Origin of the sequence: Acinetobacter sp. YH12140 (genome assembly GCF_013418475.1) — a bacterium.
Lineage (GTDB): Bacteria > Pseudomonadota > Gammaproteobacteria > Pseudomonadales > Moraxellaceae > Acinetobacter > Acinetobacter amyesii.
Genome location: NZ_VPBZ01000012.1, coordinates 75,073 through 90,062, shown reverse-complemented (window position 1 = coordinate 90,062; position 14,990 = coordinate 75,073). Strand labels below are relative to the sequence as shown.

The following is a 14,990-nucleotide window of genomic DNA, read 5'->3' as shown; positions in this document are numbered from 1 at the left end:
TACTGACAAAAATTTGCTCAAATAAACTTCGAGTAATTTCTACCATTAATCAATGAAAATAATTTCGATCAATCAACCAGTAAAAATCCACACAAGTTGTTCTTCATAATCTCTTAATGATCTTCTTAATGCTTCGTCAGCAAATAAGAAACAACATCAAACAACTAAAAACCTTACGTTTATCGCTGTCTGCGTTGGTATGCAGCGTATTCTATAGAGTTTCAAAACAAACACAAGCCCCTATCATAGAATTTTCTATAATATTTTGCTTGAGTGTTTATTTTTTAAACTAAAAGCAATTTATTGCTTATTTAAAGATCAATATATCCGTATATTTTGCTTTATGAAAGACGAATTTTATAATTATTGGTGATTTTTATATTCTTCAATCTAAAAAGCCCGTAATTCAACGGACTTTTCAAATAACACGGATTTTAAGAAAACTAATGAAATTACAAAAGTGACTTTAGTTTGCTTGCTCAGCCAACCAACTCATAAATTTTTGTCGTTCAGCTTTACTAGCCTTCTGCCAAAGCTGAATTAATTGTTGATCTGCCACATTTTGATGAACAGCTATATTTTTTGGAGCGACCACAGGAGCTGCCACATTTGTTGGTTTTACATTTAAGGATTGTGCATAAACAGGTGCCGGTTGATTTTCTGGTACAGCTTCTTTCTTCGTAAAATCTACAGCATTACCAAAAACACCATTGGAGAAAATCGATTTTTGTTCTTTCTTCGCCCCAGCTTGCTGCACAAGTAATTGATTAGATCTATCATACAAACCAAATATCGGTTGGTCTTTATATTTTTGCGCAGCATCAAAATCTTTTGGTGCATTGACTAGACCCAAACGATACTCTTGACCATCAATCAGTGCTGGAGTACGAATAGCGGCCACACCTGACTTTAAAATATCGTGAGAATTATCAGCATGTTGAAAAAATTCGCTATAACGTACCGTTAATAGGTTTTCACCTGCATCAAGCTTATACTTCTCCGTAGATCGAAATAAACCACCAGTAACTTCTTGATCATTAACTGCAACTATTTTAATTTCTTCCGGAACAGTCAAAGTTACAGCTGCAAATCCGGCACTACTTAACATCAGCGCTGCAGCAGCAACAGTTAATCTTAAAGTCATCATTATCACTCTTTATCAATTATTTAGTTTGGAATGCACTATGCAATGCATATATGACAATCTTATGACATCTAACAATCACTGTATATTTTGTTTCAAGACATTATTTTGATATTCATTTAAGAATTTTGCATATAAAAAAAGGATGCTTAATGCATCCTTTTTAATTCATCACACCATCATTACTTAAATGTTTTGAATCGTTCTTCATCTGCAATAAATGTTTTTTCGCCTGCAGGCGCTTCAATCGAACCAAAAACAAGTTGTGCACGTAGTTTCCATTGATCTGGCACATCAAATGCCGCAGCTGTTTCAGCATCAACAATTGGATTGTAATGTTGCAATGATGCACCGATATTTTTTTCAGCCAAAGCCGTCCAAGTAGCAAATTGAGCAATCGCTGTTGAGTGTTCAGACCATACTGGGAAATTATCTGCATAAAGTGCAAATTGTTCTTGGAGAGCTTTTACTACAGCCTGATCTTCATAAAATAATGCTGTACCAAAACCTGCTGCAAAACTATTAATCTTGCCATTGGTTCCTTCAAATGCATCTGCAGGTACAATTTTACGTAACGTTTCACGTACGATATTCCAGAATTTTTGATGTGCATCACCAAACAGAATAACCACACGAGACGTTTGAGAGTTAAATGATGACGGACTTAAACGTACAGCATCTTTAATGGTTTGCTCAATTTCATCTTGCGATAAAGTAACGTTATTACCAATAGAATAGATTGTGCGACGTTGTTCGATTTGATTCAAGAATGACATTACAAGACCTCTTTTTATTTTCAATTAGCTTACTAAGTTGAGATTTATAATAGGTGAAGTTTTTAACCGTTGCATGACTATATTTACAACATTGTGTCTTATTTCTAGAACAATCAGTTGCAAGCATCTAAATACCTACAACCCACTTACATTCAGATTTTGGTTTCACTGTCTTTAGTACGGCAGAAATCAAAGCAACTTACAGAACATAGAAATTACTCATAAATTCTAAACTGATCTTGATCTTCTGGTTCTAAACGTTCAGGCGCTTGACCTTCAATTGAACCAAAGACCAACTGCGCTCGAAGCAGCCATTGTTTTGAAATATCAAAGTGTTCAGCAACAGCATAATCAATGTGTGGATTATAGTGTTGTAAACATGCGCCTAAACCTGCATCTGCGATCGAAGTCCATACTGCGAATTGAGCCATGCCAGACGTTTGTTCCGACCATACTGGAAAATCTTGTGCACTTAATGGCACTTTCTTTTGTAATTGTTGAATCACAGCTTGATCTTCATAGAAAAGCACAGTTCCCAGGCCAGCCGCACACTGATCTATTTTGAGCGCCACGCCCTCAAAAATATAACTCGCAACATTCTTGCGTTGTACGTCTTTTACAATGTCCCAAAATTTTTGATGAGATTCGCCAAATAAAACCACAATACGTGTGCTTTGCGAATTATATGCAGATGGACAGCTTCTAACCGACTCTTGGATCAGTTCGGCCAAATAAGCCTGACTGTAATGCACCTTCTTTCCAAGCTCATAGATACTACGACGTTTCTTTAGTTGATCGACAAAGGACGCTTCTACTTCTTGGTCGGTATTTTTCTTTTTTAATTTAAAATCTTTAGTGATATCCGCAGTCAATACATGACCAATTTTATCGAGTAACGCCATCCTAAACACCCCAAAGCAATTTTTATATATAAACAACAATTCCTTACTTATTTTAAGGGTTTATTAGGCTGAATTTTGACTATGATTTATTCACATGTTGCTTTTTAAATCAATCAGTAAGCTCAAAAACAAAAAACTCCGCATTTTGCGGAGTTTATGTGACATTTAACGCATTTTATTTATCAGTTTCAAATAATGCTGCGACAAATGATTTTGCTGAGAATGGACGCAAGTCATCAATTTTCTCACCTACACCAATAAAACGAATTGGCACATGGGTACGGCTTGCAATATTAAATAACACACCACCTTTCGCAGTACCATCAAGCTTAGTAATAGTTAGACCTGTAAGCCCTACTGCCTCGTCAAACATTTCAACTTGGTTAATAGCATTTTGACCTGTGCCAGCATCTACCACTAACATCACTTCATGCGGAGCTGTAGCATCAATTTTTTGCATTACACGTTTTACTTTAGACAACTCTTGCATGAGGTGTCCTTTGTTGTGTAAACGACCTGCGGTATCTGCAATCAGCACGTCTACGCCTTTTGCACGAGCACTTTCAAATGCATCAAAAATAACTGAAGCAGAATCTGCACCATGACCTTGAGCCACAACGGCAATATTATTGCGTTCGCCCCAAATTTGTAATTGTTCTGTGGCTGCTGCACGGAATGTATCACCAGCAGCCAACATTACTTTTTTACCTTCACCTTGTAAGCGTTTCGCTAATTTACCAATCGTGGTGGTTTTACCCACACCATTTACACCAACAACCAAAATCACATACGGATTTTTATTGCTGTCGATATGTAGCGGTTTAACACGTGGTGCAAGTAATGCCACCAGTTCTTCTTGAAGCGCTTTATATAAAGAGTGCGAGTAAATTAAATCGCCACGTTCAGTACGTTCAGTTAAGTTCGCAATAATCGTTTTGGTTGCATCAACACCAATATCAGCAACCAAAAGTTGCTCTTCGACTTCTTCTAAAAGTTCATCGTCAATTTCCTTTCCACCGATCAGGATATTCACCATGCCGTCTGCCAAGTTCTTACGTGACTTTGCTAGACCTTCTTTCATACGACTAAAGAAGCCGCCTTTCACCTTCGAGTCTTCAGTTTCTGACTCTGTTTCTTGTAATGGTGCAGCAACTTCTTGCTGTACTTTCGGTGTCTCGATAATCGGCACATTTACCGCAGGTAAACTCGGTAGCGTGACATCGTCATCACCGATATCAGCATCAATCAAAAATTTATTCTGCCCATGAGATTGCTGTTGCATGCCGAATCCTTGAAAAGCACTGCGTTAAAAAACCGATTCTATCATAAGTTATCTTAAATTGAGTCGATACACGCCTGACAGAGCGAAGCTCACTAAAAAACAACATGTTGAACTTGCAATCAAAATTAACTTTAGGAACACTAGATAGCTATAAAATGCATTTTAATGGATTCCTTTGTGTCCCATAAAAACAGATTTTCTCCTTGTCTTTTTAAAACTTTATTTCGCTCTGCGCTTCCTATCTGTGTCATTAGCAGTTGCCTTTGGTCAGCAACTCATCTACATGCAGACACACGTACCCAATTAACGCGTAGCACCTTTGAAACCACGTTTAAAAATGGTTTAAAGGTCATTATCCGTGAAGACCACCGTGCGCCGATGGTAATGACTCATATTTGGTATCGTGTTGGCAGTAGTGATGAGTCGGGCAATCTATTAGGGATCTCTCATGCGCTCGAACATATGATGTTTAAAGGAACCACCAAAGTTCCTAATGATGAATTTACACGTCTCAGCCGTATCTATGGCGGCAGTATTAACGCTGCAACCTTTACCAATTACACCAATTATTATCAGTTGTATCCAAAAGCCTATTTCCCTATGGCGCTGGAGCTTGAAGCGGATCGTATGAGTAATTTACGATTGCAACAACAAGATTTCGACCCTGAAATTAAAGTGGTTATGGAAGAACGCAGACAGCGCACAGATGACAATCCTCGTTCTTTGGCTTATGAACGTTTCAAATGGATCTCTTATCCAACCAGTCACTATCGTCAACCCGTCATTGGACACATGAAAAATCTGCAAAACATCAAATTGGCAGATTTAAAACAATGGTATAAAGATTGGTATACCCCGAACAATGCCATTTTGGTGATTGTCGGTGATGTCGATGCCGAAGCAGCCATTCGTCAAGTTCAAAAATACTTTGGTGATATTCCATCACGTAAAACACCTGATCGTAACGATGTGAGGGAATTCGAGCGTGTGGGCTATCGTCATATGGAACTAAATTTACCCGTACAAGTGCCCAATTTGTATATGGCGTGGAATGTACGCTCACTGGCTACCGCAAAAAACCCACAAGATGCTTATGCACTCAATATTATTCGCAATATTTTAGACAGTGGGATCTCATCTCGCCTACAAGACAAACTGGTACGCGATAGAAATTTACTTACGGCTGTAAGTGTTTCTTATGATCCATACAATCGTGGAGATAGCTTATTTACCATTTCAGCACTCCCTGCCGATGGCGTCAAAATGGAACAAGCGCAAAAAGCGATACAAGATGAAATCGACACTTTAAAAACAGAATTAGTCAAAACACCAGAAGTTGAACGTATCACCACACGTTTTGTCTCCAATTTAGTCTATAACCAAGATGACATCAGTAGCCAAGCCAAGACGATCGGTAACTTAGAAGTCAATGGGCTCAGTTTCAGGCTAATGGACGAATTACCAAAACTATATGAAAACGTCAGCGCACAGGATATTCAACGTGTCGCCAATGCGTATTTTGTCCGAGAAAATTTAAGCACCATGTATCTACTTCCAGAACAGACGGAGGTTCCAACAACCTCAAATAAAACAGATCAAACAGTAAAATCCGCTCAAACGGAAGTTGTTATTCCAGAGCAACAAATCAGCTCAACCCAAAACACTGAAAGCGTCTTGTAAGGATTAGTGATGACTATTACGAAAATTTTATCTCTAAGCTTACTCACTGCGTTTGGCTCAATCCTTCATGCAGAAACTTATAAGGAAAATGTTCCTGACCTCAACGATAATCCGAGCCAATTACAATCTATCCCCATGCTGCAAAGTTTAAAGAATTTACAGATTGATAAAGACTACCGTGCTCCGCTTGTTCAAGTGCTGAAAAACCGAAATGGCGTAAATAGCCTGTTTGTTGAATCACAAGATCTACCTATGGTGGATATTCAACTGACCTTTAATGCAGGTTCTGCTCGTGATGAAGAAGTCGGAAAAGGCTTGTATGGTGTTGCCAACATGGCTGCACGTTTAATCGATGAAGGCACAGAAAAATACAATGCAACGCAAATTGCCTCGGTTTTTGACCAAACAGGTGCTCAATTTAGCGTACAAGCACATCGAGATATGTTTGTCGTTCGGCTACGCGTATTGTCAGACCCTAAAAAATTAGAACCAGCTTTAAGTATGATGATGGATGTGATTAAAAATGCGACTTTTAAAAACTCCAGTCTCAACTTAGCACTCAGCAATAACCAAGCTGGTCAGAAACAACTCCAAGAAAGCCCAAGTCGCTTAATGAATATTCGTTTCTATCGGGCTGTATACGGCACACATCCTTATGCAGAACCGATTACTGGAACCAATGGCAGTATCAAAAAAATCACCCCTGACATTTTAAAAAAGTTTCGTGATCAATTCTTAGTTGCTCAAAACATGAATATTGCCATTACAGGTAAACTCAGCAAAAAAGAAGCGCAGAACCTAGCAGAACGTATTTCTGGAAACTTAAAGCAAGGCGAAAAAGCCAAGGCACTTGCACAACCAGAAGAAAAACAAGGGTTTGATATTATCCATCTTCCCTACAATTCCACCCAAGCCAACATCATGTTTGGACATTTAGGAACGACACGTGATAACAAAGATCGATTAGCCCTAGAAGTAGCCAATCGAATGTTTGGTGGTGGAGGTTTTAACTCGGTCCTCATGCAAGAGCTTCGCGTTAAACGTGGCTATACTTATGGTGCCTATAGTGCATTTAGCTTTAGCCAAGCACCTGGTATCTTTAGCTTTAGCTATGGAACACGTCAAGATCAGCTAATAGATAGTATCCGAGTGGCACATAAGGCTTTTAATGATTTTGTCAAAATGCCTATTGATCAAAAACAAATGGAAGAAACCAAAGCAGGCATGCTGCGTGCTTTTCCAAATAATTACAGCAGTAATGCAACGATCAATGCACAGCTTGGTCTATTGGGTTTTTATCAACAAGATCCAGATTATTTGACCCAGTACCCCAAATTATTGGAAAAAATAACTGTAGCTGATGTACAAAATGCGGTTCGTACTTATATGCACCCTGAAAATATGACTGTGATTGTAGTGAGCAAAACTTTAGATAAAAATGAAGTACAGCAGATATTGGAGAAGAATGTACATGCAGCTCCAACCAAGATAATCCCTGCAACTAAAGCTGTTCCTCTGCCAAAGCCGGAAGTTGATGTGCCCGCACAGACTCCATCTGATAAGCATGCATCAATTTAAGATAAGCACCCACACGAATGCGATCTTGCTGTCTCAGCAGCATCGCCATTTCCTGTGTTTCAGGATAACTTTGCTGCAACGCAAGTCGTGACACGTTTTGGTATTGCTGCACCGAAATAGGACGATATAAGGCAATCACAGCCAATACCAAAATCACCACGATCATGACTGAAACAAAGATATTATAAATTTGCTCTAGCTGTATTTTAGATTTGAATTGAATAATTTTTTCTAAATCAATAGTCATACACTACCTCAGGTTCAAAGTAGTGTATGGCTGACGTTCAAGAAGTTCAAGTCACAGCGCTTAAAACTGTATCAGTTCGCCTTTTCAGTCTGTGAGTTAGCTAAACAATTTAATGAATAATGGTACGTATCACCGCAAAATAAAGAATTAATGCAATAATCGCCAAAACGATAAATACTGCAAAAATACTCATTCCACCTTCTGCATGCGCAGGATGTAAATCATCATCATCGGCGATTTTGAGTAATTCGCCATTATATGCATTGTAAAATTCTAAGCGCTGTCCCTTATCTAAATCCCGTGTGAAATCATATACACGTTTGCGCTGTGCCAAACCAAAATCCCCTAAATGAATTTCTTGATGAAAAATTGCTTCATCAAGATTGCGACGATGTAGATGTGCCAACTCCACAATTTGCGCTAATGTCGGAGGATAATCTAAAGTTAAACCGTCTAAAACTCTTGTCATTTTACTTCTCCTTATTATCTACAACTTCTTATGATAGTATTTTACTCACGAAAACAATTGTCCATTGTTTAATCATGTAAACTATAGCAAATTAGAAATATTTACGTGAATAGTTGACAATTCAAGATAATTGTAATATTAGTTTAATAATACTTAGTTAAATTAGTTAATAGGGCTAAAGAATGGGCCCTTAATGATCATAATTAGAATAAGGAGTTAAATATGATTCAACAATTCTCTCAACATGAACTCGAACATGTATACGCAAATGCGGTAAACACAATTCAATCTCAAATGAACTTCAGCGATGCAGTTCATGAATTGGAAGATGCAGCTCGTGCTGGACATGGTAAAGCAGCGTTATTTTTGGCTGAACTTTATTATCAAGGCTTCCGCGTAGAACGTGACTCACTCAAAGCGCAATATTGGCAGAACATGGCCACTTTGCAAGCATAACAAAACGTCACTAAGGTGGCGTTTTTTACACCCTTCAACTTTTAACTACATAAATTCTTACAATCAAGTTCAAAGCTTACACAGCTTTTTCATAAGAATTTTCTACAATAGGAGCAACATCAACAACACGCTGCATATGATGTCTAAATTAAAGCAATATAAACCTATTCCAAAAGATTTATTTTATAAAATTAGTATTTTAAAAACCATGATGTACTGTGGAGTCCTTTGGGGTCTCTACCACCAACAAGGTTGGGCAATGACCAGCGATCAAGATCATATTATCTTCCCGTTTTGGTTAAATGGCATTCAAGCGCATAAATATGCCAAAAAGCATTGGCCCAACTACACTCCACGACGCATTACACCACAAGATTTTGAGGCATCGCTATTACCGACATTAACACGTCTTAAAGTTATCCCTGCGTTGCATAGCTCTAGCCACATCCGTCTCAAGCTCACAACCTCGCAAATGCGTTTATTCTTTTTTAACCAAAATAAGATTCAAATGGCATAAAACCCTCAGTGCATGTTTGACCTCTGCATGCACTGAAAAGTATTTGCTTTTTTCAAATTTCGCGCTAATTTAAATTAAACAAAAACTACTATAAAGGAATGAAAATATGACTACAGTTGCCCAAGTACTTAAAGACAAAGCTTTTCAAGAAATCTACACCATCACTCCAGATGCGACTGTACTCGAAGCCATTTCCCTGATGGCACAAAAAGGCATTGGTGCCCTCGTTGTGACCCATGAAGGCACAGTCGTTGGTATTTTGTCTGAGCGTGACTACACACGTAAAATCGCACTCATGGAAAGAACCTCTTTCGATACCTCCGTCAGTGAAATTATGACGGGTAGTGTCATCACTGTAACAAGTGCAGCGACTGTCGAAGAATGTTTAGAACTCATGACAGATCGCCATTTACGTCATTTACCTGTCGTTGAGGAACAGAAATTAACAGGCTTAATCTCCATCGGTGACCTTGTAAAAGCAGCAATGGATGATCAACGCAAACTCATTGAACAGCTACAGCAATATATTTCTGGCTAAACTCAAAAATCCCCCTTAACAAGCTTTAAGGGGGAATTCTAAAGATCAATAATTTTATATAACTCACAGTTTGTAATGACATATACATTACAAATTAATTACTTTTCTCAATTTCCTTTCTTATGTTGAAACCTGCTTTAGATAAATTAGCCCACCTTGATGCCATCATTTTAGAATTGGAACGCTTGATGGTTTCTATGAAAGACGATGAACTGCTGCAATACCACCGACGTACGATTAATTTGGAGATTGCTACTTCTATCGCTGAAATTTTAGATGCAAAAGCTATTATTTATGCGCTACATCCTGAGTTAATTCCAATTACATCAAGCATTAACCACACTTTTTATAAAAATTATGTCAAAAAAAATATCCCAGTTAAAAACTGGGATACTTCGAATATAGATCGGGCTATACAACTGCAAAAGATTTTTGCACCATCAACAGATGATGAGCAGCATAGTCTTTTTTAATGGCAGTAATTAATTTAAACCTAATTTTTCAGCCACATAGTCTGAGTCTTTATCGCCACGGCCTGAAACGTTAACCACAATCTTCACATCTTTAGCAAGTTTTGGCGCTTCACGAATTGCCCAAGCAACCGCATGTGAACTTTCTAGTGCAGGAACAATACCTTCCACACGTGAAAGCGTCATGAATGCATCTAAACATTCTTGGTCTGTCGCTGTTGTATATTCAACACGGCCTAGGTCTTTTAACAAGCTATGTTGTGGCCCCACTCCTGGATAATCCAAACCTGATGCAATTGAATGCACTGGTAATGGTTCACCCTGTTCATCTTCAAGGACATAACATGCCATGCCATGAATTTGACTTGGCTTACCCAATGTCAACGTCGCAGAGTGCATATTGGTATCTAAGCCATGACCAGCCGGCTCTACACCCACAAGTTTAACATCGGTGTCATTGAGGAATGCTGTAAATGCACCAACGGCATTGGATCCACCACCCACACATGCAACCACATAGTCAGGATTTGCATCAAAACGCTCGTTGGTCTGAACTTTAATTTCATCACCAATAATTGACTGGAAGTCACGAACCATTTTCGGGAATGGATGTGGACCAACCACTGAACCAATCGCATAAATAAAATTGGTTGGATCTTTTAAATATTCTTCAAAAGCGCTATCTACTGCATCTTTAAGCGTAGCTGTACCACGAGTGACAGAGATTAGGTTGGCACCTAAAATCTTCATTTTCACCACGTTTGGATGTTCTTTTTCAATATCCACTTGCCCCATGTGAATTTCACATGGAATGCCCACCAAGGCACAAGCCGTTGCTAATGCCACACCATGCTGACCTGCGCCAGTTTCTGCAATCACTTTGGTTTTACCCATGTATTTTGCTAACAAAGCTTCGCCAAGGCAGTGGTTAATTTTATGTGCGCCAGTATGGTTAAGATCTTCACGCTTGAGGTAGATTTGTGCCCCACCTAATTTGTTAGACAAGCGCTTCGCATAAAACAATGGGCTTGGACGTCCAACATAGTGTGCAAACAAATCCTTCAATTCATTTTGAAATTCCTCTGTATGACGAATTTGCTCATAAGCAACATTAATGTCATCCATTGCCTGTTTTAAATCTGGTGGAATGAACTGCCCACCGTATTTACCGAAGAAACCTTCTTCATTAGGTAATGCGATACCATTAATTTGATGATCCATCATATTTCCTTCATGTTGTATGCAGAACAAAGACTTTTAAATACTATCCAATTTTGAAAATAAGAAACAATGCAAAATTGGAGTATGTAATATAAACATCATTGATAAGAAAAAGTATCGTTTTTAACGCTTTAGCGCGCTAAATATTTCGTCATATCTTCCACGCCTTTTAGGGTCATTGGGAACATATGATCTTCAAAGATTTGTTTAATCGCAGCTATGGTTTGGGTGTAGTGCCAATAACTTTCTTCTTCGGGGTTTAACCATGCTGTTTTATCAAAGTGATTGCGTAAGCGCTGTAACCACACCTGACCCGCTTCATCATTCATATACTCCACAGAACCACCTACAGAGTTCAACTCATACGGTGCCATACTTGCATCACCGACCACGATGACGCGGTAATCACGCCCATAGGTATTGAATAGATCCCAAGTATTCATACGCGTGCTTGAACGGCGAATATTATCTTTCCACACATAGTCATATAAACAGTTATGGAAATAGAAATAATCTAAGGTTTTAAATTCAGTTTTAGCCGCGGTAAAGAGCTTCTCACATTGGGCAATATGTGAATCCATCGAGCCCCCAACATCAAACAGCATCAAGACTTTAATGCGGTTACGTCGTTCAGGAACCAACTGCACATCCAAAATTCCTTGTTTGGCTGTTTCACGAATGGTTCCGTCGATATCTAGCTCTTCTGCTGCACCTTGGCGGGCAAATTTACGCAAACGACGCAAAGCCATCTGCATCTGACGACTACCGAGAATCTGCTCATCATCTAGATTTCGGTATTGACGTTGTTCCCAAACTTTCACCGCAGATCGTTTACGACCAGGCCCACCGATACGCACACCTTCAGGATGGTCACCATAGGCACCAAAGGGCGAGGTACCGCCCGTACCGATCATCCGATTACCACCTTGATGCTTTTTATGCTGTTCGCGTAAACGCTCTTCAAGCATTTTCATCAATTCTTCTAATGATCCGGCTTTTTTTAATTCTTCTCGTTGTTCAGGTGTTAGATGTTTTTCGATGAGTTCGAGATCAAACCAATCCTTTGGCAATTTATGCACCTGATTTAATAGTTCATCCAAATCAAAGGTGGCAATACCGTCAAAATAGTCTTTCATTGCACGGTCGAACTTATCAAAGTAACGCTCATCTTTGACCATAACGGTTTTTGCAAGCTGATAAAATTCATTTTGATCTGCAAAGACCAGCCCTGCTGCCACTGCTTGGTTCAAGTCAATCAATTCACGAGTTGAAACAGGAACACCGTATTTTCGAAGGGTATAAAACAATCGCACAAACATAGGCGAATAAAATCCAATAAAAATTAAATATCAGGAGGTCAAATCCAGTGTGAATGCATGTGATCTTGTTATTTCATCTGCAACTGAGTCTTGCCTTTACATCCACCATTATGAAAAATTGATCCCTACAAGTAAAGCCAAAAGCTTTTACTGCGTGTTCATATACGTTGCCCTCCTACCCAAAGAAACACATACAGCATGATTTATTCGCAAGTCGCATTTCTATTATTAAGCGATTGTTTAAGAGTTTCATATTTGTGTTGAACATTGAGGCGATCTTGCTGCAAATGTTCAATAGATACGATTTTATGAAAACCTTGATGGTTTCTATAGCGGTTAAAGTCACTTAGATGCAAGATCACAAAATCATAGTATTTCAGCTCAAGTACAGTTGCAGCACAGGCCTTTTGCTGAATGGCCGTTTGAGCTGCGAGATGATCTGATTTATCAATGAGCTTTTCTTTAAGTTGATGTTCTGCAACTTGCGCCCAATACGCATCCTGGAGTAGCTGTTGATGCTGCTGTTCAAACTGAGCATCATCCATCGCATAGCTAAAACTAGAAAAATAAAAACTCGCAACCAACAAGAGTGCTGCCGACTTAAACCTCCTAGGTACAGCTAAATGTACACGTGATACGTATGCGCTTGTCTGTATAATTCACCTTTACATTTTTAATGCTCAAAATAAAAGCCGGATAACCGGCTTTTAAATCTTTGATAGAATTGATATCAATTAACGACGTGACATAAATGCTAGACGTTCAAGCAATTGCACATCTTGTTCGTTCTTAATCAAGGCACCATAAAGTGGTGGAATTGATTTCGATTTATCCGTATTTCGTAAAATATCTTCTGGCATATCATCCGCCATCAACAAACTCAACCAATCAATCAACTCAGAGGTTGAAGGCGGTTTCTTTAAACCCGGAATTTGACGTAATTTAAAGAAAATTTGTAGTGCTTCAGAGACCAAGGTATTTGAAATATTTTCAAAATGTACATCGATGATTTCACGCATGGTTGCTTCGTCAGGGAATTCAATATAATGAAAGAAACAACGACGCAAGAAGGCATCTGGAAGTTCTTTTTCATTATTTGAAGTAATGATCACGATTGGACGTTGTGTTGCCGTAATCGTTTCACCCGTCTCATACACAAAGAAGGACATTTTATCGAGTTCATGCAGCAAATCATTAGGGAATTCGATATCTGCTTTATCAATCTCGTCAATTAGAAGTACACAACGTTCTTCACTGGTGAACGCTTCCCAAAGCTTACCCGGCTTAATATAGTTTTTAATGTCATAAACACGGTCATCACCCAACTGACTATCACGTAGACGAGATACGGCGTCATACTCGTATAAACCTTGTTGAGCCTTGGTTGTAGATTTGATATGCCACGTAATGAGCTTAAGCCCTAAGCTTTCAGCCACTTGTTCGGCTAAAAGAGTTTTACCTGTCCCCGGCTCACCTTTAACCAAAAGTGGCTTTTGCAATGAACGTGCAGCTTTTACTGCAAGTTTTAAGCTATCGGTCGCAATATATTGATCTGTACCAGTAAATTGTTGAGTTTCAACAGACATGATATAACCTTATTTTTTTATTTAAAGCGGTGAAATTTTCTTGTTAACAACGTGCTGTGGTTTCGCTGCATTGTATTTGGTCCAAAAATAACCAAGGACTAAACCAATACCCACCACAAAGAGAATCAGCGATAGATTCAACCAAACCAATGGCTGATCTTTTGTTAATACACCAAAAATCAAACCAAAAATCGCAGGTGCGATCGCTGCATTTGAACCTTCAGAAACGGTTGGTGTTAATAAAATAGCAAATACGATAAGCCAACCAATGGCACCGATCGATTTGGGTAAGCGCTTCATCAGCCCATACCAACACAACAAAGCAATTACAGCCCCACCTAGGTAAACCGTAATTGCAATACTGCTTTCAGGAATTGAGTCCAATACCGATACTACACCATTCATTTTCACAACTCCTGAATTAACTTAAGCGCCGCGCAAGCCTTCTGGCTCAACTGCATTTGGGTCAATTAAACCTTCTGGAGGCATCTGAATAAAGAATCCTTTTGTTTCAATAGAATCTATGACGTGTAATACGTTCACACGTGCAAGTTTGCGTGATTCACTGAGTTCTAGATCCATGACAAATGTGGCACGACCAAATGCTGTACGTAATGCATCAGGCATTACTGCAAGCGGATCTGTCGCTTCAGTTTCGTTTTCATTAACTTCAGGACGAGCAATATAAAGATACATTTCATCTTTTTTGCTCGATTTGTAGATAGAACAGTACATAATTGAATCAATACTCATTAAACGCAAGGCAAAGGATACATCAAAAAAAAGACTGATACATTAGTGTTTA

At 38.8% G+C, this 14,990-nt stretch carries 17 protein-coding genes and 1 pseudogene; 6 read left to right on the top strand and 12 right to left on the bottom strand.

Going from position 1 to position 14,990, the window contains the following annotated elements; translation table 11 throughout:
* Positions 1–466 precede the first annotated feature (466 nt).
* The 4 genes from FTU75_RS16650 to ftsY all read right to left on the bottom strand — a co-directional run bounded on the left by FTU75_RS16650 (position 467) and on the right by ftsY (position 4,104).
* Positions 467–1,144 carry a DUF2057 domain-containing protein gene (locus FTU75_RS16650; protein ID WP_180116493.1) on the bottom strand — a complete coding sequence of 226 codons (678 nt, stop codon included), beginning with the start codon at positions 1,142–1,144 and terminating at the stop codon, positions 467–469.
* Positions 1,145–1,326: 182 nt separating this feature from the next.
* Positions 1,327–1,920 (bottom strand): nitroreductase family protein, encoded by a 594-nt coding sequence (locus FTU75_RS16645; RefSeq protein WP_180035761.1) that lies wholly within the window; start codon positions 1,918–1,920, stop codon positions 1,327–1,329.
* 215 nt (positions 1,921–2,135) lie between these two features.
* Positions 2,136–2,822 carry a nitroreductase family protein gene (locus tag FTU75_RS16640; RefSeq protein ID WP_180116488.1) on the bottom strand — a complete coding sequence of 229 codons (687 nt, stop codon included), beginning with the start codon at positions 2,820–2,822 and terminating at the stop codon, positions 2,136–2,138.
* A 175-nt stretch (positions 2,823–2,997) separates the two neighbouring features.
* A complete protein-coding gene (gene ftsY, locus FTU75_RS16635) occupies positions 2,998–4,104 on the bottom strand; it encodes a signal recognition particle-docking protein FtsY (protein ID WP_180007272.1) in 1,107 nt (368 codons plus the stop codon).
* 249 nt (positions 4,105–4,353) lie between these two features.
* Between ftsY and FTU75_RS16630 the strand changes: the two are divergent.
* Positions 4,354–5,667 (top strand): annotated as a pseudogene (locus FTU75_RS16630) (M16 family metallopeptidase); the annotation flags it as partial.
* Positions 5,668–5,793: 126 nt separating this feature from the next.
* Positions 5,794–7,362, top strand: a complete 1,569-nt coding sequence (locus FTU75_RS16625; protein WP_180116486.1) for a pitrilysin family protein — start codon at positions 5,794–5,796, stop codon at positions 7,360–7,362.
* Here FTU75_RS16625 and FTU75_RS16620 read toward each other — a convergent pair.
* Complete coding sequence (locus FTU75_RS16620; RefSeq protein WP_078193898.1) at positions 7,286–7,609, bottom strand: hypothetical protein; 324 nt, start codon at positions 7,607–7,609, stop codon at positions 7,286–7,288. The two genes, FTU75_RS16625 and FTU75_RS16620, sit on opposite strands and share 77 nt — an antisense overlap.
* A 109-nt stretch (positions 7,610–7,718) precedes the next feature.
* A complete protein-coding gene (locus tag FTU75_RS16615) occupies positions 7,719–8,078 on the bottom strand; it encodes a hypothetical protein (RefSeq protein ID WP_180023554.1) in 360 nt (119 codons plus the stop codon).
* A gap of 222 nt (positions 8,079–8,300) precedes the next feature.
* Between FTU75_RS16615 and FTU75_RS16610 the strand changes: the two genes are divergently transcribed.
* The 4 genes from FTU75_RS16610 (at position 8,301) to FTU75_RS16595 (ending at position 10,062) form a co-directional block, all read left to right on the top strand.
* A complete protein-coding gene (locus FTU75_RS16610) occupies positions 8,301–8,534 on the top strand; it encodes a hypothetical protein (protein ID WP_078188494.1) in 234 nt (77 codons plus the stop codon).
* A 139-nt stretch (positions 8,535–8,673) separates the two neighbouring features.
* Positions 8,674–9,051 carry a DUF2750 domain-containing protein gene (locus FTU75_RS16605; RefSeq protein WP_078193900.1) on the top strand — a complete coding sequence of 126 codons (378 nt, stop codon included), beginning with the start codon at positions 8,674–8,676 and terminating at the stop codon, positions 9,049–9,051.
* A gap of 106 nt (positions 9,052–9,157) precedes the next feature.
* Positions 9,158–9,589, top strand: a complete 432-nt coding sequence (locus tag FTU75_RS16600; RefSeq protein WP_180116485.1) for a CBS domain-containing protein — start codon at positions 9,158–9,160, stop codon at positions 9,587–9,589.
* A gap of 122 nt (positions 9,590–9,711) precedes the next feature.
* Positions 9,712–10,062 carry a hypothetical protein gene (locus tag FTU75_RS16595; protein ID WP_180116484.1) on the top strand — a complete coding sequence of 117 codons (351 nt, stop codon included), beginning with the start codon at positions 9,712–9,714 and terminating at the stop codon, positions 10,060–10,062.
* Between the two features lie 9 nt (positions 10,063–10,071).
* Here FTU75_RS16595 and trpB read toward each other — a convergent pair whose 3' ends face one another.
* From trpB to FTU75_RS16565, 6 genes are all read right to left on the bottom strand, one after another.
* On the bottom strand, positions 10,072–11,280 hold the full coding sequence (gene trpB, locus FTU75_RS16590; protein ID WP_180116492.1) for a tryptophan synthase subunit beta: 1,209 nt from the start codon (positions 11,278–11,280) through the stop codon (positions 10,072–10,074).
* Between the two features lie 131 nt (positions 11,281–11,411).
* Entirely contained in the window at positions 11,412–12,599 is a 1,188-nt protein-coding gene (locus FTU75_RS16585; protein ID WP_180023550.1) for a VWA domain-containing protein, read from the bottom strand.
* Between the two features lie 203 nt (positions 12,600–12,802).
* Complete coding sequence (locus FTU75_RS16580) at positions 12,803–13,186, bottom strand: hypothetical protein (RefSeq protein ID WP_180035770.1); 384 nt, start codon at positions 13,184–13,186, stop codon at positions 12,803–12,805.
* Between the two features lie 147 nt (positions 13,187–13,333).
* The gene (locus tag FTU75_RS16575) at positions 13,334–14,185 is read right to left on the bottom strand and encodes a MoxR family ATPase (RefSeq protein ID WP_180011248.1); all 852 of its coding nucleotides are present in this window, start codon (positions 14,183–14,185) and stop codon (positions 13,334–13,336) included.
* A gap of 21 nt (positions 14,186–14,206) precedes the next feature.
* On the bottom strand, positions 14,207–14,590 hold the full coding sequence (locus tag FTU75_RS16570; RefSeq protein WP_180077036.1) for a hypothetical protein: 384 nt from the start codon (positions 14,588–14,590) through the stop codon (positions 14,207–14,209).
* Between the two features lie 21 nt (positions 14,591–14,611).
* Positions 14,612–14,920, bottom strand: coding sequence for a YcgL domain-containing protein (locus tag FTU75_RS16565; RefSeq protein ID WP_180011296.1), 309 nt, complete (start codon positions 14,918–14,920; stop codon positions 14,612–14,614).
* Positions 14,921–14,990 lie beyond the last annotated feature (70 nt).